We start from the raw sequence: 18,928 nt of genomic DNA on the forward strand, positions 1-18,928 counted from the left end.
TGTTATCCGTACGGATTCCGCAGGGAGATCGCTGATGCCCCAGGGTGGGAACGCCCAGCTCAGCACCGTTGTACTCGCCGCAGGCGAGGGCACTCGGATGCGTTCGTCCACGCCGAAGGTGCTGCATCCGATCGCAGGGCGGCCGCTCGTGGAGCACGCCGTGCGGGCAGCGGCAGGACTTGACCCGGTCCACTTGGTGGTCGTGGTCGGCCATGGCCGTGCAGCGGTGTCCGCGCACCTCGAAGGCCTGACAACCGCGTTGGACCGCAAGGTGACCACGGCAGTGCAGGCCGAACAGAACGGCACCGGGCACGCGGTGTCGTGCGGTCTCGCGGAGCTGCCAGGCGAAGTGACCGGAACGGTGCTCGTCACGTATGGCGACGTGCCGTTGCTGGAGACCTCGACCTTGTCTGCGTTACTCGACGCGCACGCCGCGTCCGGCGACGCGGTGACCGTGCTGACCGCGATTGTCTCGGACCCCACGGGGTACGGACGTATCGTGCGAGACGCATCGGGTGCTGTCGTGTCCATCGTCGAGCACAAGGACGCCTCCCCCGAACAGCGCGAGATCACCGAGATCAACTCCGGGATCTACGCGTTCGACGCGGCCGTCCTGGTCGACGGGCTGTCACGGCTGGACTCCAAGAACGCCCAGGGTGAGCTGTATCTCACCGACGTGCTCGGCATCGCACGGTCCGACGGCCGTGGCGTCGGCGCGCTCGTGTGCGAGGACCCCTGGCAGGTCGAGGGTGTGAACGACCGGGTGCAGCTGTCCCGGCTCGGCGCCGAGCTCAACCGGCGGCTGACCGAGCAGTGGATGCGGGCCGGGGTCACCATGACCGACCCGGCCAGTGTCTGGCTGGACGCGGGCGTGACGCTGGCCCGTGACGTGGTCATCGAGCCGTCAGTCCAACTGCGTGGTTCGACCAGCGTCGGTGAGGGAGCCATCATCGGCCCGGATACGACGCTGACCAACGTGACCGTGGCCGAGGGGGCGAAAGTCATCCGTACCCATGGCTCCGACTCCGTCGTCGGCGCAGGCGCGTCCGTGGGCCCGTACTCGTACCTGCGGCCCGGTACCTCGCTGGGCGCCGGCGGCAAGATCGGCACGTTCGTCGAGGTGAAGAACTCCGAGATCGGGACCGGAACCAAGGTCCCGCACCTGTCCTACGTCGGCGACGCGACCATCGGCGAGCACTCGAACATCGGCGCCGCAAGCGTTTTCGTCAACTACGACGGTGTGACCAAGCACCGCACGGTCGTCGGGTCGCACGTTCGCACCGGCTCGGACAATATGTTCGTGGCACCGGTGACAGTCGGGGACGGCGCCTACAGCGGCGCCGGAACCGTGATCCGGCGGGACGTCCCACCGGGCGCGCTCGCCGTTTCAGGCGGGCCACAGCGCAACCTCGAAGGCTGGGTCGTGCGCAAACGCCCAGGCACCCCAGCTGCCGAGGCGGCACTCGCCGCACAAGAGCTCGAGGAGCAGTCATGAACGCCAAGTCCGGGACACCGAAAAAGCACCTGATGCTTTTCTCCGGCCGTGCTCACCCGGAGCTGGCCGAGGAAGTGGCGCGGGCACTGAACGTGCAGATCACCCCGCAGGCGGCCTACGACTTCGCCAACGGCGAGATCTTCGTGCGGTTCAACGAGTCCGTGCGCGGCACCGACGCCTTCGTGATCCAGAGCCACACCACGCCCATCAACCAGTGGGTGATGGAGCAGCTGCTGATGGTGGACGCGCTCAAGCGCGCGTCGGCCAAGCGGATCACCGTGATCATGCCGTTCTACCCGTACGCCCGGCAGGACAAGAAGCACAAGGGCCGCGAGCCGATCTCCGCGCGGCTGATCGCCGACATGTTCAAGACCGCGGGCGCCGACCGGATCATGACCGTGGACCTGCACACCGCGCAGATCCAGGGCTTCTTCGACGGTCCGGTGGACCACCTGTTCGCCCAGTCGATCCTGGCCGACCACATCTCGGCGACCTACGGCGGTTCGGACATCACGGTCGTCTCGCCGGACTCCGGCCGGGTGCGGCTGGCCGAGAAGTGGGCCACCCAGCTGGGTGACCGGCCGATCGCGTTCATCCACAAGACGCGCGACCCGCTCAAGCCCAACGAGGCGGTCGCCAACCGGGTCGTCGGTGAGGTAGCCGGCCGGCTCTGCGTCCTGGTCGACGACATGATCGACACCGGTGGCACGATCGTCAAAGCCTGCGACGCGCTGCTGGACGCGGGAGCGTCGGACGTGGTCATCGCCGCGACGCACGGCATCCTGTCGGACCCGGCCACCGAGCGGCTGGCCAACTGCAAGGCCCGTGAGGTCATCTTCACCAACACGCTGCCGATCTCGGAGGCCAAGCGGTTCCCCGGGATGACCGTGCTGTCCATCGCGCCGCTGCTGGCCCGCGCGATCCAGGAGGTCTTCGAGGACGGCTCGGTCACGAGCCTCTTCGACGGCAACGCCTGAGGTTCTCACTGCGGAAAGGCCCGTGCTGTGCGCGGGCCTTTTCCATGCCCCTTCGGCTTGGTCGCCGAGCGAAGCGAGGCAATCAAACACTGCCCCGATGAAGACCATCGGTTGAAGCTGGCGTAAACTATCCGGGTTGTCTCGGCGAGGCCAGGCTCTCCCAAGGGCTTGGCGTGATCGACGCGGCTGGTCTGGTAGCCGTGTGTCTTCACGCCTGCCTCCGCCGCGGTGACGACCCCACTTAGCCTTTTGTGTTGAAGGAGAGCATCACCGTGTCCGAGGTCCGTCTTGCCGCCGAGTCGCGTACCGAATTCGGCAAAGGCGCCGCTCGCCGTACCCGCCGCGCCGGCAAGATCCCCGCGGTGCTCTACGGCCACGGTTCCGACCCGAAGCACCTGGCCCTGCCGGCGCTCGAGTTCGCCCGTGTAGTCCGTGAGCACGGCCAGAACGCCGTCCTGACGCTCGACGTCGACTCCAGCAGCGAGCTCGCGCTGACCAAGACCGTCACGACCCACCCGATCAAGAACTACATCGAGCACGTCGACCTGCTGCTGGTGCAGCGCGGCGAGAAGGTCAGCGTCGAGGTCCCGATCGTGCTGACCGGCGACCCGGCCGCCTCCACGCTGGTCGTGCAGGACCTGACCACGATCACCGTCGAGGTCGAGGCGCTGCACATCCCCGAGCAGATCGAGGTCTCCATCGAGGGCGCCGCGGCCGGCACCCAGATCCTGGCCTCCCAGGTGACCCTGCCCGCCGGCGCCGTCCTGGCGACCGACGGCGAGGCGCTGGTCGTGGCCGTGAACGCCGCGCCGACCGCCGAGCAGCTCGAGGGTGACGCAGGCGAGGCGCCGGCTGACGACGCCGCGGACTCCGAAGAGGCCTGAGCATGACCGAAGGGCCGGGGACCGTGGTGATCGTTGGCCTCGGCAACCCCGGCCCTCGCTATGCCGCCAACCGGCACAACGTCGGCGCGATCGCGCTGGACGAGCTGGCTGACCGGGTAGGCGGGAAGTTCAAGGCCCACAAGGGCTTGGCCGACGTCCTGGAAGGGCGTCTGGGCGGTACGCGGGTCGTGCTGATGAAGCCCCGCTCGTTCATGAACGTCTCCGGCGGGCCTGTCGCGGGCGTCTCCCGGTTCTTCAAAGTCGACCCCGCCGACATCGTCGTGCTCTACGACGAACTGGATCTGCCCTTCGGCACGGTCCGGCTCAAACTCGGCGGCGGTGAGAACGGCCACAACGGCCTGCGTTCGATCACCAAATCCCTGGGCACCAAGGACTATCACCGCGTCCGGATCGGCATCGGCCGCCCGCCGGGCCGGATGGACCCGGCGGACTTCGTGCTCAAGGACTTCTCAGTGATCGAACGCAAGGAGCTGCCGTTCATCCTCGATCGCGCCGCCGACGCGACCGAGGCCTTGGTGAACAACGGCTTGGAAGCCGCGCAGAACACCTTCCACGCGAACTAGGACTCGTTGCGGCGGATGCTTTCCGCGAGTTGCTCGCCCGCTGCCGCGCGGCGGAGCTTGCCGGAAGGCGTCTTGGGCAACGAACCCGGTGACAGCACAAGCACTGCTACTGGGCGGGCCTCGACAGCTTCGAACACACGGCCCGCGACTTGCTTGCGCAGCCTGGATTCCTCAGCCGAGTCGCCCGCCAGTTTGGACTCCACGACCACCGCGAACCGCTCTCGCCTGCTGCCCGCGTCCAGCCGGACAGCCACCGCGTTGCCGGCACGGACGCCTTCGACAGCGGTTGCCGCGCGTTCGATGTCGGTCGGGTAGATGTTGCGGCCGCCGAGGATGATCACGTCCTTTTCCCGGCCACAGACCACGATCTGGCCGTCGACCAGGTAGCCGATGTCACCTGTGGACATCCAGCCGTCCCCGTCCTGAATGGACCTCGGCCCGTCGACAGTCAGGTAACCCGGGGTCACGGCCTCGCCGCGAAGCTGGATCTCACCGACCTCACGGTTGCCGGCGACGTTGCCCTCCTGGACGATCCGCGCCTCGATACCCGGCAAAGGCTTGCCCAGCAACGCGAACGACCGCACGCCGTCCTCCGGCTCAACCGGCACGGCCTTACGGTCCACCTCAAGCGCCTGCGCGTCGATGTAGTCCAACGTCAGACCGGTGAACAGCGGCGCGAACGAGACCGCGAGCGTGCACTCGGCCATTCCGTACGCCGGAAACACGCACTCCGCGGGCATTCCGAACCTGGCTCCGGCGTCAGTGAAGTTCTTGACCGCGACGGCGTCGATGGGTTCCGCGCCGTTGAGCGCGAGCCTCAGCGTCGACAGGTCGTAGGCGCCGTCCTCCGCGTTGCCCATGCGCCGGCCGACCATCGCGTACGCGAAGTTCGGAGCGGCGGTGATCGTCGCGTTGTAACGGCTGATCAGGTCCATCCACAACAGCGGCGCGCGCAGGAAGTCCGGCGGCGTGACCTTGACCAGTTCGATGCCGAGCGTCATCGGCACGGTCAGGAAGCCGACCATGCCCATGTCATGAAACAGCGGCAGCCACGACACCATCGTGTCGTTCTCCCAGTCCAACGCCGCCTTGTCGGCCATCGAACCGATGTTGGCCATCAGGTTGCCGTGCGTGATCCGGACCGCCTTGGGGTCCGCGGTCGACCCACTGGTCAGCTGGAGCAACGCGTGCACGTCCTCGCCGACCGCAACCGGCTCGGCCAACGGCTGGCCGTCGAGAAGATCGGTAAGCAACCGATAGGGAATGTCGTGCTGCGTCAGCACGGGCGCGAGCTGATCGAACGGCGACCCCAGCAGCACCAGCTTCGAGTCGATCATGTTGAGCACACGCAACGTGTCCTCGGCCCAGACAGCCAGGTCCGTACGCGGCGTCGGCTGGTGCAACATCGTCACGCTGCCACCGGACAGCCACACAGCCTGGATCGCCGGGGCGATCAGCACCGGGTCCCCGGCGAGCACCGCGACCGCGCTCTCGGGCGCCAGCCCGCCTTCGACCAGCGCACCGGCCATCCTGCGGGCCTGATCGTGCACCTCAGACCACGTGCGGCGGACTGGTACGTCCGGCTCGCCGGTGATGATCCCCTTGACCTGGCCGCGGGTGGCGACGGTGTCCAGCAGTTTGTCCACGAACCGACTCATAAGGCCGACTTTAAATGGTGTTCCCTGTGCGCCAGCGACAGAATCGGTTACTCGGCACTATCGGCAAGCTCCAACCAGCGTTCCTCGACCTCGTCCTTCTCTTTGAGCAGGTCGCGCAGCTGGGCGTCCAGCGCCAGCAGCCGGTCGGGGTTCGTCGCGGCCTCAGCCAGTTCCGTGTGCAGCTGGGCTTCGCGCTTGGTGAGCTTGTCCAGCATGCGCTCCAGCCGCTGCAGCTCCTTGCCTGCCGCCCGTTGGTCCGCCGCGCTGGACCGTGGCTTCGTAGCCTTGACGGGAGCCTCAGGGGCCTGTGTGGCCGCGCGGCGGGTCAGGTACTCGTCGATGCCGCCGGGAAGGTGCTTCGCGCGGCCATCGCCGAACAGCGCGTAGACCTCGTCGCAGACACGCTCGACCAGGTACCGGTCGTGCGAGACGACCACGAGCGTGCCCGGCCACGAGTCCAGCAGGTCTTCCAGCTGCTGGAGCGTGTCGATGTCCAGGTCGTTCGTGGGCTCGTCGAGCAACAGCACATTCGGCTCAGCCATGAGCAGCCGCGACAGCTGGAGCCTGCGCTTCTCGCCACCCGACAGGTCCGAGACGGGCGTCCACTGCCGGTTGGGCGGGAAGCCGAACTTCTCCGCCAGCTGCGACGCCGACATCTCCTGCTTGCCCAGGGTCACCCGGCGCGCGATCTCCTCGACCGCTTCCAGCACCCGCAACTCACCAGGCAGATCAGCGAGTTCCTGGCTCAGGTACGCCAGCCGGACCGTCGACCCCTGGATGCGCTTGCCCGTTTCCGGGTCCAGTTCACCGGCCAGAAGCTTGAGCAGAGTCGTCTTGCCCGAGCCGTTCACCCCGACCAGCCCAACGCGGTCGCCGGGCCCGATCCGCCAGGTCACGTGATCCAGCAACGTGCGATCCGGGATGGAAAGGCTCGCGTCCTCAAGCTCGATCACGGTCTTGCCCAGGCGCCGCTTGGCGAACGCCTGCAGTTCGACGGAGTCACGCGGCGGCGGGACGTTCGCGATCAACGCCTCCGCGGCCTCGATCCGGTACTTAGGCTTCGACGTCCTCGCAGGCGCACCCCTACGCAGCCACGCAAGCTCCTTCGCCGCCAGGTTGCGCCGCTTCTCCTCCAGCGTGTCTGCCAACCGCGCACGCTCAGCCCGCGCGAACACCCAGTCCGCGTAACCACCTTCGTACTGCTCGACTCGACCGTTCTGCACTTCCCACGTACGCGAACACACCGTGTCCAGGAACCAACGGTCGTGCGTCACCACCACGAGCGCCGTACGCCTCGCCAGCAGATGGTCCGCCAACCACCGCACGCCCTCGATATCCAGATGGTTCGTCGGCTCATCCAGAATCACCAGGTCAAGCTCCTGCACCAGAGCCGCGGCCAACGACACCCGCCGCCGCTCACCCCCGGACATCCGGTCGACCGGCGAGTCCAGCCCCAGCTGCGTGATCCCGATCCCGTCCAGCACGGCCCGCACCCGGGCATCAGCGGCCCACTCATGATCGGCGTTGAACCCCAACGGATCCAGCACAGCGTTGCGCACAGTCCCGCCCGGCGGCAGATCCGTCCGCTGCGTGACGACCGCCACCCGCAGATCCCTCGTCCGGCTCACCCGCCCGCTGTCCGCAGGCTCAAGCCCGGCAAGCACCTCAAGCAGCGTCGTCTTCCCGCCCCCGTTGAGGCCCACGACCCCGATCCGGTCGCCCTCCCCCACCCCCAACGAGACAGCATCCAGCAGCGGCCGGACCCCATACGACTTGCTCACCGACTCAAGATTGACCAGATTGGCCATCTACCCGCGCTTCCCTCGTAAGTACTGCTACCCGTCCGAGGGTATTAGGCGTGGACCTCGGGTGGCGTGGGGCGGGGTGCTTCGTCGCCGCCGATGACGCGGGCGCCTGGTACTGGGCCGTGGGCGACGCGGACTGTGCGGCAGACGCCGGCGCCGGCTAGTTCGGCGGCGACGCGGAGGGCGGATTCGCCGTCGGAGCAAAGGAAAGCGCATGTTGGGCCGGAGCCGGAGACGGTGCCGGCGAGGGCTCCGGCGTTCACGCCTGCGCGCAGGGTTCGGCGCAGGCCTGGGCGCAGGGAGATCGCGGCTGACTGCAAGTCGTTGCCCAGCAGCAGGGCGAGTTGCCGGGGGTCTCCGGAGGCGAGGGCTTCGATGACGGGCTCGACGCCGCCGACGCGGGGTGGGTCGCCGTCGCCGCGCAGGCGGTCGAGCTCTTCGAAGACCTTCGGGGTCGCCAGGCCGCGCCGGTCGAAGGCGATCACCCAGTGGAATGTGTGCCGGGTCAGTACCGGGATCAGCTGTTCGCCGCGGCCGGTTCCGATCGCGGTTCCGCCCTGCAGGACGAAGGGGACGTCGCTGCCGAGTTTCGCGGCCACGCCTGCCAGCTCGTCGCGGCCGATCTCCAGCCGCCACAGCGACGCCAGGCCTACCAGCACGGCGGCCGCGTCGGCGCTGCCGCCCGCCATGCCGCCCGCGACCGGGATGCCCTTGCGGATGACCACGCGGATCTTGGGTTCGGTGTGGTCCCGGCCGACGTGCTCGGCCAGGGCCTGCACCGCCTGCCAGGCCAGGTTGCTCGGCCCGGTCGGGACCTCGCTCGCGCCCTCGCCGATCACCTCGACGCCGGGCTCGTCAGCGACAGCGACTGTGACCTCGTCGGTCAGCGAGAGCGCCTGGAACACCGTGCTCAGCTCGTGATAGCCGTCAGGTCGTGCTTCACCTACGGCGAGGTGCAGATTGACCTTCGAAGGCACACGAACGGTCACAGGAGGCGGAACGACAGCGAGCACAAGAGCAGCCTACGTGGGAGCGCGCTCGCCGTCGTTCGCCTCCATGCTTAAGCAGCCACCACGCCCTGCGGACCGGACAGCGGCTGGTGCACGATCGCGCCACGGTCAGCTATCCATGCCAACGCAGCGTCAGCGCGTTCACCACGCAGTCCGATGCGGAAACGGGCCACCGGGGTCTCCCCGAGCCTGGTCAGGCCGCCGCCGATCACCGACACCTGCGTGCCGAAGCGTGCTGTGGCCTCCGGCAGCAACGCGCCCACGGCCGCGAACCCGATCAGTACGACATCGGCCACGCGGTCCTGGTGCACAGACGCGCCACCTTCGATAGACGGCAGCAACGCTTGGACGGCCCGGCTGTCGGGGTCACGCAGCAGGTTGAACAGGTTGCCGTGCTCGAGCAGCTTGCCGCCGTCAAGCAGGGCGACGTCGTCGCAGATGCGCCGGACGACGCTGTTGTCCTGCGTTGTGACGAGCAACGTGACGCCGAGCTCGGCCCGCGCGCGGTCGAGCACAGCGAGCACGCCCGCAGTGCCGTCAGCGTCGAGGTTCGCGGTTGGGTCGTCGGCGAGCAGCAGGCCCGGCTCACCGACGAGCGCACGAGCCACCGCCACCCGTCGACGCTGCCCCTCGGTCAGGTCGTCCGGGTAGGCGGCGGCCTTCTCGGTCAGGCCGATCAGGTCGAGCAGCCGGCCGACTCGCGCCCGCCGCCGCGGACCGTCCACACCGGACTGCTCAAGCGGCAGTGCGATGTTGCCCGCGGCGGTGCGCTGCTTGAAAAGCTGGGCTTCTCCGCCCACGAAACCGATCTGACGCCGGGTGGCGCGCAGGGAACGGGTGTCGAGGGTCGCGGTGTTCAGGCCGTCAAGACGGACCACACCGGCGTCCGGACGCTCCTGCAGCGAGACGCAACGGGCCAAAGTGGACTTACCGGCGCCGGCCGGTCCGACCACGCCCAGCGCGGCTCCGGCGGGCACGTCCAGCGACACACCGTCCAGCGCGGTGACGTTGCCGGTCCGGCTCAGGAAGGACTTACTGACGTTCTCAAGGGTGATCACAGTTACTCCAGCGCAGCACACGGCGCGGCCACGGTGACGGCCTGCCGACGTCCTCAAAGGACCGTCCTGTTGGGACGGGGGCGAATTTCCGGGTGTAGTTGGCAGATCAGGCTGTGTGGCTACGACATGCGGTAACAGTCCGCCTGCCCTGATCTATCACCCGGCGCTGCGTGAGCATTTTGGCGACCACGGATTCCTCCATCGCTCCAGGCGGTAGCACCTGCCCACGGTGGGTGGTTGCTGCGGCGTCTAAGAGCCTGGTCTCTCGGCCGCTCGGGATGGATGCACTTGCATTCAAACCCACAGGACGGCCGTTCCGCAAGGGCCACCATGGGTATCCGTTTGGTAAGTCACACCAACAGCGGAACGTGGTGGCCTGAGGTTTCACAGATAGTGGCCGGACGCTTCCAGTATGCGAGAAAAATCGCGCACGGTGAGCTGCTCGCCGCGAAGCGACGGATCGATCCCAGCCCGGGTCAGAATCTCCTCGGCCTTCGCCGGTGATCCAGCCCACGTCCCCAACGCGGCCCGGAGGGTCTTACGGCGTTGCGCGAACGCCGCGTCCACCAGTTTGAACAGCTGCTCGCGGTCGACTTCCGCGGGCGGCGGCCGGCGGATCATACGGACAAGCGCCGAGTCGACGTTCGGCACCGGCCAGAACACCGAGCGGGGCACTGTCGCGGCCCGCTTCGCCTCGGCGTACCAGGCGATCTTGACGCTCGGCACGCCGTATGTCCGACTGCCGGGCCCCGCGGCCATCCGGTCGGCAACCTCCGCCTGCACCATCACCAGAGCCGTCTGCAAGCTCGGCAGGATCGACAGCAGGTGCAGCACAACCGGCACCGCGACGTTGTACGGCAGATTCGCCACGAGCGCCGTCGGCTCGCCCAACTGTTGCCGGGTGACGCGCATGGCGTCGGCCTCGATGACGGTCAGTTTGCCCTCCGGCGCGCGCTCTGCGGCCGTCTCGGGCAGCTTGCGGGCCAGAACGGGGTCGATCTCCACCGCGACGACCTCGCGGCACGCGGGCAGCAACGCGAGCGTCAACGACCCCAGGCCGGGGCCGACTTCCAGCACGACGTCGTCCGGGCTGAGCTCGGCGGTGGTCACGATCCGCCGGACGGTGTTGGGGTCGTGCACGAAGTTCTGGCCAAGTTTCTTGGTGGGCCGCACATCCAGCTCACCGGCCAGCCGCCGAACCTCAGCCGGTCCCAGGAGCGATGTCACCAGACGAGCTTACGCATTCGCCCCCAAAGTGGCGTTGGGGGCACTGGATGCTCCGAAAGCCACTTTGGGGGCGAAGGGACGAACTGACTAGCGGGGCAGGCCGAGCTTCTTGGCGCAGCCAGGCCAGGCGCTGTAGCCGCCACGCGCGTCGCGGACCTTGGTCGCGATGGCGATCTGCTGCTCGCGGGAGGCCTGGTGGGGCAGCGCGGCGTACTGGGTGCCGCCGTTGGACCGCCACGTGCCGGCGTCGAACTGCAGGCCGCCGTAGTAGCCGTTGCCCGTGTTGATGGCCCAGTTGCCGGTGGCCTCACACTGCGCGAGCCGGTCCCAGACCTCGCCGTCGGAGATGACGGGCTGCGTCGGGGCCTTCGTACCCACCTTGACGACCTTCTTGACCGGCTCCTTGGTGACCTTCTCACCAAGCTTCTCCTTGCCGGTCTCCTTGCCGTCCTTCATCGTGACCCGCCAGGTCACCATCTTCTCGCCGGGGGCGCCAGGCTCCATGACCTGCTGGGTGCCCTTGGCCATCTCCGGGTCTTTGATCTCCTCGACCGGCGGCGGCACGGCCTCGGTCTTGTTCACCACGGTCACGCCGCTGCGGCTGATCCGCACCTCGGCGCCGTCGAGGATCTTGACGTCCGACCCCGGGGTGACCGCGTCCTGCGGGCCGAGCGACGTCTGCATCTCACGCAGCAGCTCGTCGATCGTGATCGCGGTGGTCTGCACCTGACGGCCCTCGTTGCCGCCGTCGTAGACCATGACGTTCTTCAGCGTGCGGATGTCGACCGTCATGCCCTCCATCGGGAGGGACTTGTTCAGGTCGTCGGAGATCTTGGCGCCCTCCATCGGCGCGCCGGCCTGACGAAGGCCGTCGCCGAGCGTGCGGGCGCGGACCCAGGACTCCTTGGCCTGGCCGTCGACGTTGTACTTCAGCAGCTTGCCGCGCTGGACAACGATCTTGCCGCCGTCACCGACAGCGGCGCTGGGCGACGGGCTCAGCGAGTCGTGCGCACCGGTCGCGATGCCCTCGTCCTCGAGGACCTCGCCGACCGTGCCGGCGTACGTGCGGACGTTGTGCTCCACGCCGTCCACGTCGACCGTGATGGACTTGTTCATCGCGATCGCGGCGGCACCGCCACCGGTCAGCGACAGCAGCACAGCCGCGATGGTGCCCTTGAGGAAAGTCCGCTTCCACTTCTTGACCGCGGTGAGCAGCCCGGCGGGCTCGCGCTCGGTCTGCGGCTTGCCCATCGTCCGGTCGCCGGACAGGTCGTCCGGGACGTCCAGGATCGGCGGCAGCAGCGTGGTCTCGGCGTTGATGAGCCGGATCAGCTCGTCGACGTCCACGTCGACGGAGGCCATCAGCTCATCGGCCTGGGGACCGAGCGCCGCGTAGATGTCCTGGGGAACGACCTCGAGCGAGTCGCTGTAGTCGTACTCGGGTCTGTCCAGCGTGGCGGTGGCGACAGCCGGCTGCGCTACGGGCGTGAACCAGTCGGTGTCGATGTCAAAGCCGTTGTGGCTCTGTTTCTCACTATCAGTCAAGGGTCGTTCCTCCGGGAGGCGCAGCCGACACAGTGGCGCGCAGTTGCTTGAACTGGTCCAGCGACTACGGCCTGGCTGTTCCTCCGTGTACGTCCGGCGCGGGGTTCACGCCTGTCGTTTCAGTCCGACTCCCTTAGCCACCACCGACGTTTTCCGGATCGACTCCGGCCCCGACGCACGCTGGCTTCGACTGCGGGCTGTACCCCGTCTGACGCCCACTGGGTACGGTCACGGGACCGTAACGGGTCCCGGGAGGTTGCGCAAACATCCCGACGCATCTTGTGACTTGCACCACACCACAAAAGATGCATCTGTTGCGCCGAACGGGTGAGTCACTCACCGCTCGAATCGTGGGATGTCACAGACGGCAGTGAAAAGACGCGCTCAGCCGTTGCCCGGACGGCGCAAGCCAGGTCACCCACATCCTCACCACGGAGTTCTGCCAGGTCCCGCAGGGTGTAGACGGCGCAGTACGGCTCGTTCGGCCGGCCCCGGAACGGGTGCGGCGTGAGGAATGGCGCGTCGGTCTCGACCAGCAGCTGATCTTGGGGAACCAGCTGGGCAGCGGCCTGCAGGTCCTTGGCGTTGCGGAACGTCACAGCTCCGGCGAACGACAGGACATAGCCGGCATCGACGCACTTTCGGGCGAATTCCGCATCGCCGGAGAAGCAGTGGAAAACCACCCGATCGGGCGCGCCTTGCTCATGCAGGATGCGCATGATGTCGTCGTGCGCGTCGCGGTCGTGGATCATCAGCGGCTTGCCGGCCCGTTTGGCCAGGTCAATGTGCCAGCGGAAGGCCTCGCGCTGAGCCTCGGACGGCGAATAGTCCCAGTAGTAGTCCAGGCCGGTCTCCCCGATCGCCACGACCCGGGGACGCGTCGCGAGCTGTTCCAGCACTGCTTTCTCTTCATCGCCGAACTTGGACGTCCGCGTCGGGTGCACAGCAGTCGCGGCGAACACGCGGTCATCCCACTCAGAGGCGTCCGCCGCCCAGATCGCGGCGTCGAGATCATCAGCGACAGTAATAACGCGTGCGATGCCCACCGACTCGGCGCGATCGACGATCGTCGCAACGCCCGCGGCGTCCTTCGCTCCACACGCGTCCAAGTGCGTGTGCGCGTCGACTGTCGGGACCGGCAGCGGCTCGGGCAGCGGCGGGCGCTCGCCCTTTCGTAGTGTCACCGGACATAGCCTAATAACGTGTCAGCGACTCGAATGCTTGTCCTTGGCGTGGTGCGGATGCGTGGTGAGGCGCACGGCTACCAGGTCCGGCAGGACCTGCAGCTGTGGGCGGCGGACAAGTGGGCCAACACCAAGCCCGGGTCGATCTACCACGCGCTGAAGAAGCTGGCGGCCGACAACCTGCTCGAGGCCGTCGAAGCCTCAAGCGACCTCGGGCCCGACCGGGTCGTCTACCGGATCACCGAACAGGGCGAAGGCGAGTTCTTCTACCTGCTCAACGATGCCGTCAGCAACGTCGACGCCGGGCCGGCGATGTTCAACGCGGCGCTGCCGTTCGTGACCACGTTGGAGCGGAACACTCTGGCTTTCCTGCTGAAATCCCGTCTGCAGCAGGTTCAGGCGACGGCCGGTCAGACGCAGTTGCTGATCGACAGCACCATCGCCGGCAGCGAGGGCGAGCCCGGCAAGCCGCCGCACATCCGCGAGATGTTCCAGTACTGGTTCGCCACCACGGAGGCGGAAGCGGCCTGGCTACGGGACTTCATCGACCGGGTCCAGGGCGGCGAGTACACGTTCGCGGGCGAGAACGAACCCGCTTTCGGGTCACCACCCCGCTAGTCAAGTTTGACTAGCAACCACGGTTCATGCCACCCTCTCGCTAGTCAAACTTGACTAGCTAATAAGGGAGGACTCCTTTGATCAAGGCACGCGGTCTCGCGCGCCAGTTCCGGGCCCGCGGACACACAGTCGACGCGGTCCAAGGAGTGGACATCGACGTCTCGCGCGGCGAACTTGTCGGATTCCTGGGCCCGAACGGCGCCGGGAAAAGCACCACACTGCGCATGCTCACCACGCTTCTGCGCCCGACCGCCGGCGAAGCCGTTGTCGCGGGCTGCGATCTGCTGAGCGATCCCGCCGGTGTGCGCAAGCGGATCGGTTACGTCGCCCAGGGTCACAGCTCCGGCGACGAACAGAAAGTCATTGAGGAACTTGTGCTCCAGGGCCGGTTCTACGGCCTGGCCGCAGGCGAATCGCGGCGCCGGGCCGATGAGTTACTGGAGCGCTTCGACCTGACGGAGATCGCCGGGCGCACGGCCGGGAAGCTCTCCGGCGGTCAGAAACGCCGCCTGGACATCGCGATGGGCGTGATCCACTCACCCGAACTGCTTTTCCTGGACGAACCGTCCACCGGCCTGGACCCGCAGAGCCGCAGCAACCTTTGGGACCGCATCCGTTCCCTGCGCGCGACCGGCACGACGATCTTCCTGACCACGCACTATCTGGACGAGGCCGACGCGTTGTGCGACCGGATCCTGGTGATCGACCACGGCAAGATCGTCGCCGAGGGAACGCCCGACTCGCTGAAGAACCAGGTCGCGGGCGATCTTGTGCAGTTCGAGACCGGCGCACCGGCCGCGGCCGCCGAGATCGCGGCGAAAGTCGATGGCGCGCAAGAACTTCACGTCGATGGGAACACCGTGCGGTTCCGCGTCGCCAAGGGCGACACCGTATTGCCTTTGCTGCTGCGTCAACTGGACCAGGCGGACGCCTCGCTGCTGTCGATCCAGGTGCACCGGCCGACGCTGGACGACGTCTTCCTGACCATGACCGGGCGCTCACTGCGGGAGGAAAGCCATGCGTGACATATTTCTTGTGTTCCGGCGCGCACTGGGGCCGACGTTACGCAGCCCTGTGGTGATCGTGTTCGGGCTCATGCAGCCGTTGCTGTTCTTGGCGCTGTTCGGGCCGTTGATCGGTTCGTGGCAGTGGTTCGTGCCCGGCCTGATCATCCAGATGGGTCTGTTCGGGACCGCCTACGCGGGGTTCACACTGATCCCGGAGATCCGGTCCGGCGCGCTGGAACGGATGCGGGTGACTCCGGTCAGCCGGGCCTCCTTGCTGCTCGGCCGGGTTCTGCACGACGTGCTGCTGTTGGTCGTGCAGTGCTCGCTGCTGCTGGCGCTGTCCACCATCGGCGGATTCCGCGCGTCGTTCGGCGACGTCCTTGTCGGGCTGGCTTTCGCTGTGCTGCTAGGGATTTCCATCGGGTCGGTGTCGTACACACTGGCTTTGAAGCTGCGCCATGAGTACGCGTTCGCGCCGGTGCTCAGTTCGACCGTGATGCCGTTGCTGCTGCTCTCCGGCGTGCTGCTGCCGATGAACCAAGGACCCGACTGGCTGTACACATTGTCGCGGATCAACCCGTTCAGCCACATCGCCGACGGCGTCCGGGCCGCGATCGCCGGAGACTACGGATCAAGCTCGGTGCTCGTCGGCGGAATCGTGTCCGTCGCTCTCGTGCTGGTCTGCGTCACCTGGGGCACTCGCACGTTCCGCCGCGCCAACGCCTGACCGGGGGTGCCCCCAAAGTGGCGTTGGGAGCGCTCAATGCTCCGAAAGCCACTTTGGGGGCAAAACTTCACGGGCGGTTGCGGCCGGCGCGGCGCATTTCCTTGTGGATGGTCCGCCACTGGCGAGCGCGTTCCTGGCGCAGTCGCGCGTCGGTGCGGCTGGCGATCCACTCGGCTTCGCGGTTCAGCTTGAACCAGCTGTCCAGGCGGCGTTGCGGCAGTTCGCCGGTCTCGATCGCCTCGATCACCGCGCAACCGGGTTCGCCGATGTGCGCGCAGTCGTCGAACCGGCACTGCTCAGCGAGCTCCTCGATGTCGGAGAACACCGACTCGAGGCCTTCGCCGCCTGTCGCCAGCGACACTCGCCGCAGGCCAGGGGTGTCGATGATCAGGCCACCGCGCGACAGCACGAGCAGTTCCCGATGCACGGTCGTGTGCCTGCCACGGCCGTCTGACGCGCGAACCTCCTGCGTCTGCATCAAAGTCGTCCCGGCCAAGGCATTGACCAAAGTGGACTTTCCGGCACCGGACGGCCCGGCGAGCACCGCCGTCCGGCCGATTCCCAGGTACGAAGCGACAATCTCGACGCCGTCGCCCGTCATCGAGCTGACCGCGTGCACGTCGACGCCGGGCGCGGCGCTCAAGACGTCCGACATGATCTCGCCGATTCGTTCGCCGACCAGATCCGACTTGGTCAGCAGGACGACCGGCTGCGCGCCGCTTTCCCAGGCCAGTGCGAGCAATCGCTCGATCCGGCCGAGGTTCGGGTCGCCCCGGCGCCCCTCCAAGGACGAGGGCTCGACCACGAAGATTACGTCCACATTGGACGCAAGGGTCTGGCTGAGGGAGTCCTCGGCCACGCCGCCCCGGACCAGCGCGGTCCGGCGGGGCAATATCGTGAGGATGGTGCCGTCCTTGATCGCGGCCCAGTCACCCACACAAGGCAATGTGATGCGCGACGAATACTCGATGTGCCGCTCTTGGCCATCGACGATGACAACAGCGCCGCTGGAATGGACGCGGGCGACCTTGCCGGGCGTGCAGCCTTCGGGCAGCTCGGCGGCGAACGCGTCGTCCCAGCCGAGGGTGGTGAGGTCAAGCGAGGTCAACGGAGGTGAACCCTTCGAGAGAAGTACCGGGAAGCAGACGTGCGTCATCGACAAAGACAGCCATGACTTATCCCTCCCCTTCCTCTCGAAGTTGTCCGCGACTCTAGCGGGCTCTCACCGCAGCCGCATCCGATTTATCGCGCCAGCTCCGCGCGCATGAGGGTGACGTTGTACGGGCCCCACTGCGACAGCGTGAAGTAGATGTCCTTGCCGTCGTTGCCCCAGGGATGGATATAGCCGCCGTAAGGCGCCGGATAGTCCTTCGCGTCGACCACGACCTGGCCTTGGGACCAAGGACCGGTCAGCTTGTCCGCCCACTTCAAGACAATCGCGGCACGATCCTCGTCCAAGTGCAGGGCGATCCACTGGCCGAAGTGGTTGTTGAACTCGACCGACAGCTCGCCGACCGGCCCCGGGATGACCGGGGTCACCCGGTACGGATCCCGAATCCATTCCCCGTCCGACCAGTACTCGTACGCAGCCGGGCTCAGCACGTCGTACCGGCCGCATCTGCCCAGGTAGGCGGGGCCGAATCGGCCGTTTGTCGTACCCATGAGGTAGACATGCCTTTCCTCGGCGGCGAACGCACAGATCTGGAATGGGTGATCGCCTTTGGGTGAGTTCGGCCAGCGCGCGCCCGGCGGCTTGGTCCAGGTATCGCCACCGTCGACGGACACGGCGATGCCCGCGTAGTTCGTGTCCCACTTGCCCGCCGGTCCCCACTTCCGGACCGACATGTAGTGCAAATAGTTGTAGCCGCCCACCGCGATGCCGGAGTTCGGGATCACGGTGTTCTCGTCCGCCTGGCGATCCCGCTCCAGGATCTGCGCCGCCATGCCGTCCGCCCGCGCCACAACTGAGTCGAACCGGAGCCCAGTGTCCAGGTCACGGTTACTGGAGTACGCGAGGGCATTGCAGCGCCAGTCAGAGCCTTTCGCCGGACCGGCCCCGTTTCCGCCCCACCCCACGCCGTAGGTGTCGCCAAAGGCCGCGAGCAGCTTGCCTTGCCCGTTGTCCCACAGAATCCCCAGGTCAGTGGCGTGGATACCGAACCTGCGCGTCACCGCGCCGGTGACAGGCGCGATCTCCCGCGTCCCCAGCACTCGGACCATCCGACCAAGCTACGTGCGGCGCGCCCAGCCCGCTAATCGCCCAGGTCAGGATGCCTTTAGGGCTGTTGGCGACCGGCCAGGCTGGCGTCGTACAGAACCTTCTTGCTCACGCTGGAAGTCTCGGCGATCTCGGCGACCACGGTCTTGAGGCGTTCGCCCGCCTCCACCCGCGCGCGGACCCGCTCGACCAAGGTGTCCAGATCGTCCTCGACGGGCGGGGCAGGCGCGAGCACGACGGTGATCTCGCCACGGACGCCCTCGGCTGCCCACTCGGCGAGTTCGGCGAGTCCGCCGCGGCGGACCTCCTCGTACGTCTTGGTCAGCTCACGGCACACGGCCGCCTGCCGGTCGTCGCCAAGCGTCTCCGCGGCCTGAGCGAGGGTGTCCGCCAAGCGGTGAGGCGACTCGAAGAACACCGCTGTGCGCTTCTCCTGGCGCAATTCCGCCAGCCATCGGCCGCGTTCGCCCGGTTTGCGAGGTGCGAAGCCTTCGAACGTGAAGCGGTCGCAAGGAAGCCCGGACACAGCCAGCGCCGTCGTCACCGCCGACGGGCCAGGTAGGCATGTGACCGGGAGGTCCTCGGCGATGCACGCGGTCACCAGGCGGTAGCCGGGGTCCGAGACACTCGGCATGCCCGCGTCGGTGACGAGGAGCACGGTCAAGCCGTCCCGCATGGCCTCGACCAGACCAGCGATCCGCGATGTCTCCACGGCGTCGTAGAAGCTCACCACCCGGCCGCTCGGCGACACACCGAGCGCTGTGGCCAGATTGCGCAGCCGACGGGTGTCCTCGGCCGCGATCACATCCGCCCCGGCCAGAGCCTCGATGAGGCGTGGCGACGCGTCACGTGAATCGCCGAGCGGAGTGGCTGCGAGCACCAGTCGACCCGAACCGGATACGGGGTTCACATCGCTCACCCTACGATCGGG

17 protein-coding genes and 1 riboswitch are annotated in these 18,928 nt (G+C 67.4%); of the genes, 7 read left to right on the forward strand and 10 right to left on the reverse strand.

Annotated elements, in window-relative coordinates; translation table 11 throughout:
- Positions 1-34: 34 nt before the first annotated feature.
- The 4 genes from glmU to pth all read left to right on the forward strand — a co-directional run bounded on the left by glmU (position 35) and on the right by pth (position 3,940).
- On the forward strand, positions 35-1,495 hold the full coding sequence (glmU, locus tag JOF56_RS06660; RefSeq protein WP_209635530.1) for a bifunctional UDP-N-acetylglucosamine diphosphorylase/glucosamine-1-phosphate N-acetyltransferase GlmU: 1,461 nt from the start codon (positions 35-37) through the stop codon (positions 1,493-1,495).
- Complete coding sequence (locus tag JOF56_RS06665; protein WP_209635531.1) at positions 1,492-2,472, forward strand: ribose-phosphate diphosphokinase; 981 nt, start codon at positions 1,492-1,494, stop codon at positions 2,470-2,472. Before glmU ends, JOF56_RS06665 begins: the two co-directional genes overlap by 4 nt.
- 272 nt (positions 2,473-2,744) lie before the next feature.
- Positions 2,745-3,356: a 50S ribosomal protein L25/general stress protein Ctc gene (locus JOF56_RS06670; RefSeq protein ID WP_209648057.1), complete on the forward strand. Its 612-nt coding sequence runs from the start codon at positions 2,745-2,747 to the stop codon at positions 3,354-3,356.
- 2 nt (positions 3,357-3,358) lie between these two features.
- Positions 3,359-3,940, forward strand: coding sequence for an aminoacyl-tRNA hydrolase (gene pth / locus JOF56_RS06675; protein WP_209635532.1), 582 nt, complete (start codon positions 3,359-3,361; stop codon positions 3,938-3,940).
- Here the strand turns inward: pth and JOF56_RS06680 are convergent.
- From JOF56_RS06680 to JOF56_RS06710, 7 genes are all read right to left on the reverse strand, one after another.
- Positions 3,937-5,598 carry a fatty acyl-AMP ligase gene (locus JOF56_RS06680; RefSeq protein WP_209635533.1) on the reverse strand — a complete coding sequence of 554 codons (1,662 nt, stop codon included), beginning with the start codon at positions 5,596-5,598 and terminating at the stop codon, positions 3,937-3,939. The two genes, pth and JOF56_RS06680, sit on opposite strands and share 4 nt — an antisense overlap.
- 47 nt (positions 5,599-5,645) lie before the next feature.
- Positions 5,646-7,406 (reverse strand): ABC-F family ATP-binding cassette domain-containing protein, encoded by a 1,761-nt coding sequence (locus tag JOF56_RS06685; protein WP_209635534.1) that lies wholly within the window; start codon positions 7,404-7,406, stop codon positions 5,646-5,648.
- A 44-nt stretch (positions 7,407-7,450) separates the two neighbouring features.
- On the reverse strand, positions 7,451-8,416 hold the full coding sequence (locus JOF56_RS06690) for a 4-(cytidine 5'-diphospho)-2-C-methyl-D-erythritol kinase (RefSeq protein ID WP_209635535.1): 966 nt from the start codon (positions 8,414-8,416) through the stop codon (positions 7,451-7,453).
- 47 nt (positions 8,417-8,463) lie between these two features.
- Positions 8,464-9,471 carry a methionine ABC transporter ATP-binding protein gene (locus JOF56_RS06695; protein ID WP_209635537.1) on the reverse strand — a complete coding sequence of 336 codons (1,008 nt, stop codon included), beginning with the start codon at positions 9,469-9,471 and terminating at the stop codon, positions 8,464-8,466.
- A gap of 195 nt (positions 9,472-9,666) precedes the next feature.
- Positions 9,667-9,756, reverse strand: a riboswitch (SAM riboswitch).
- 99 nt (positions 9,757-9,855) lie between these two features.
- On the reverse strand, positions 9,856-10,698 hold the full coding sequence (rsmA, locus tag JOF56_RS06700) for a 16S rRNA (adenine(1518)-N(6)/adenine(1519)-N(6))-dimethyltransferase RsmA (RefSeq protein WP_209635539.1): 843 nt from the start codon (positions 10,696-10,698) through the stop codon (positions 9,856-9,858).
- 87 nt (positions 10,699-10,785) lie between these two features.
- The gene (locus tag JOF56_RS59430; protein ID WP_281065428.1) at positions 10,786-12,243 is read right to left on the reverse strand and encodes a resuscitation-promoting factor; all 1,458 of its coding nucleotides are present in this window, start codon (positions 12,241-12,243) and stop codon (positions 10,786-10,788) included.
- A 332-nt stretch (positions 12,244-12,575) separates the two neighbouring features.
- On the reverse strand, positions 12,576-13,427 hold the full coding sequence (locus JOF56_RS06710; RefSeq protein ID WP_209635541.1) for a TatD family hydrolase: 852 nt from the start codon (positions 13,425-13,427) through the stop codon (positions 12,576-12,578).
- A gap of 18 nt (positions 13,428-13,445) precedes the next feature.
- On the opposite strand from JOF56_RS06710, the gene JOF56_RS06715 reads away from it, so the two are divergent.
- From JOF56_RS06715 to JOF56_RS06725, 3 genes are all read left to right on the forward strand, one after another.
- Positions 13,446-14,045, forward strand: coding sequence for a PadR family transcriptional regulator (locus JOF56_RS06715; RefSeq protein WP_209635543.1), 600 nt, complete (start codon positions 13,446-13,448; stop codon positions 14,043-14,045).
- Between the two features lie 77 nt (positions 14,046-14,122).
- Complete coding sequence (locus JOF56_RS06720; protein ID WP_209635545.1) at positions 14,123-15,070, forward strand: ATP-binding cassette domain-containing protein; 948 nt, start codon at positions 14,123-14,125, stop codon at positions 15,068-15,070.
- Positions 15,063-15,779 carry an ABC transporter permease gene (locus JOF56_RS06725; RefSeq protein WP_209635546.1) on the forward strand — a complete coding sequence of 239 codons (717 nt, stop codon included), beginning with the start codon at positions 15,063-15,065 and terminating at the stop codon, positions 15,777-15,779. Before JOF56_RS06720 ends, JOF56_RS06725 begins: the two co-directional genes overlap by 8 nt.
- 67 nt (positions 15,780-15,846) lie before the next feature.
- On the opposite strand, the gene rsgA is transcribed toward JOF56_RS06725, so the two are convergent.
- The 3 genes from rsgA to rsmI form a co-directional block, all read right to left on the reverse strand.
- Positions 15,847-16,887 (reverse strand): ribosome small subunit-dependent GTPase A, encoded by a 1,041-nt coding sequence (gene rsgA / locus JOF56_RS06730; protein WP_209635549.1) that lies wholly within the window; start codon positions 16,885-16,887, stop codon positions 15,847-15,849.
- Between the two features lie 134 nt (positions 16,888-17,021).
- Positions 17,022-17,999, reverse strand: a complete 978-nt coding sequence (locus JOF56_RS06735; protein ID WP_209635551.1) for a glycoside hydrolase family 183 protein — start codon at positions 17,997-17,999, stop codon at positions 17,022-17,024.
- Positions 18,000-18,055: 56 nt separating this feature from the next.
- A complete protein-coding gene (rsmI, locus tag JOF56_RS06740; RefSeq protein ID WP_209635553.1) occupies positions 18,056-18,907 on the reverse strand; it encodes a 16S rRNA (cytidine(1402)-2'-O)-methyltransferase in 852 nt (283 codons plus the stop codon).
- Positions 18,908-18,928 lie beyond the last annotated feature (21 nt).

It is taken from the genome of Kibdelosporangium banguiense, from assembly GCF_017876405.1.
GTDB lineage: Bacteria > Actinomycetota > Actinomycetes > Mycobacteriales > Pseudonocardiaceae > Kibdelosporangium > Kibdelosporangium banguiense.

Bases quoted from the DNA above. Each gene is read 5' to 3' on its own strand.
- JOF56_RS06685 (WP_209635534.1), bottom strand. From the start codon at position 7,406: ATGGCCAATCTGGTCAATCTTGAGTCGGTGAGCAAGTCGTATGGGGTC.
- pth (WP_209635532.1), top strand. From the start codon at position 3,359: ATGACCGAAGGGCCGGGGACCGTGGTGATCGTTGGCCTCGGCAACCCC.
- glmU (WP_209635530.1), top strand. From the start codon at position 35: ATGCCCCAGGGTGGGAACGCCCAGCTCAGCACCGTTGTACTCGCCGCA.
- JOF56_RS06735 (WP_209635551.1), bottom strand. From the start codon at position 17,999: ATGGTCCGAGTGCTGGGGACGCGGGAGATCGCGCCTGTCACCGGCGCG.
- JOF56_RS06680 (WP_209635533.1), bottom strand. From the start codon at position 5,598: ATGAGTCGGTTCGTGGACAAACTGCTGGACACCGTCGCCACCCGCGGC.
- JOF56_RS06725 (WP_209635546.1), top strand. From the start codon at position 15,063: ATGCGTGACATATTTCTTGTGTTCCGGCGCGCACTGGGGCCGACGTTA.
- JOF56_RS06665 (WP_209635531.1), top strand. From the start codon at position 1,492: ATGAACGCCAAGTCCGGGACACCGAAAAAGCACCTGATGCTTTTCTCC.